This window comes from uncultured Shewanella sp., assembly GCF_947491715.1.
Classification (GTDB): domain Bacteria; phylum Pseudomonadota; class Gammaproteobacteria; order Enterobacterales; family Shewanellaceae; genus Shewanella.
In genome coordinates, this window is the sequence record NZ_CANLKR010000094.1 from 1 (window position 1) to 1,196 (window position 1,196).

1 pseudogene is annotated in these 1,196 nt (G+C 36.6%); it reads left to right on the forward strand.

Annotation, left to right across the window (positions count from 1 at the left end):
- Window positions 1-661: 661 nt before the first annotated feature.
- Window positions 662-1,179 (forward strand): annotated as a pseudogene (locus Q0779_RS23625) (helix-turn-helix domain-containing protein).
- The last annotated feature ends 17 nt before the right edge of the window (window positions 1,180-1,196 follow it).

Consider the following 1,196-nt stretch of genomic DNA (forward strand, 5'->3'; position numbering starts at 1 on the left):
AAGAGCGGACGTGATACCGATTTTTCAGGTATCGCCGTAGACGTTAGGTCGTTGGCTTGAGGAGGCGTATTCTACGCGTTTCCTTGTGTGCGTCAAGTGTTTTTTTAAGACGTTTTTCAATGAGTAATTTTTAATCTCACCGAGCCACTTTAACTACTTGAAACACTTCTCACCGCTGCTGTTTCCTATCTCTCTAAGAAGCTGCTTTGCCGTGTCAGTGGTTGCGCATTATAGGGAGATTTGGAATGAGTGCAAGGGCTTTTTAAAGAAATAAAGCATTTATTTTCACTTTATTTATTAAGCACAAGTTCCTAACGTTTTACCCCCTAAGTTATCCACAAAATGACGCGTTATGGCCTAAAATACTGTCACTATAGATTGAATAGAAAAGTATGTTCACTTCACTAATATTGCGTCGAGCAAATATGAAGAATGATATAAGCGATATAGCCCTTCACATCATCAGACGACTTACACCACATGAATTCTCATTCGAAAATATTGTTGAAGAAGAGCTGGCTGCTATACTGGATATCAAATAGACAAATATATTAAAGATAAGGGGTAAAGAAAAACCCTTTTCTCGGTTATATAGCCTTTATACCAATCTAAGTAAAAATATGATCTAATTGTATTTATCATATTTTCCTTATGGTTTGTTATGGATAATCTTAAAAAAATCGACTTTAATTCACTCGCACGTAAGCAAAAATCGATTCAAATAAGGATGCGACTCCTTGCACTTGCTCATTTTCAAGGTGGCAAGTCTCGAACTCAAATTGCTTATCTTTTAAAAGTCAGCAGAACTAGCGTGAATAAATGGGTAAAGACTTTTTTAGAAGAAGGCCTAGCTGGGCTGCGCATCGATATTTGGTTTCAGAATGAAGCCCACTTTTCTATTTAAAAGAATATCTCAAATACAACAGAAGCAGAACGACATGCCGTGGTGATCATGGATGGTGAAGACTAGCATACCAATGATATTACTGATGAATTTAAGAATATCATTATTTTTAGGTAATGATTATCAAATTGCCACCCTATTCACCTACGTTTAATGCAATAGATAATTCAATCGAGCAGGTATGGATTGTCTAGCCAATCGGGTTTTCAAAGGTTATACCAATCTGCATTAGAAATTGGTCACTTTTGCCCAGCTTCTTGAACACATGCTCTTAATCCTGCTAGTAGACTTA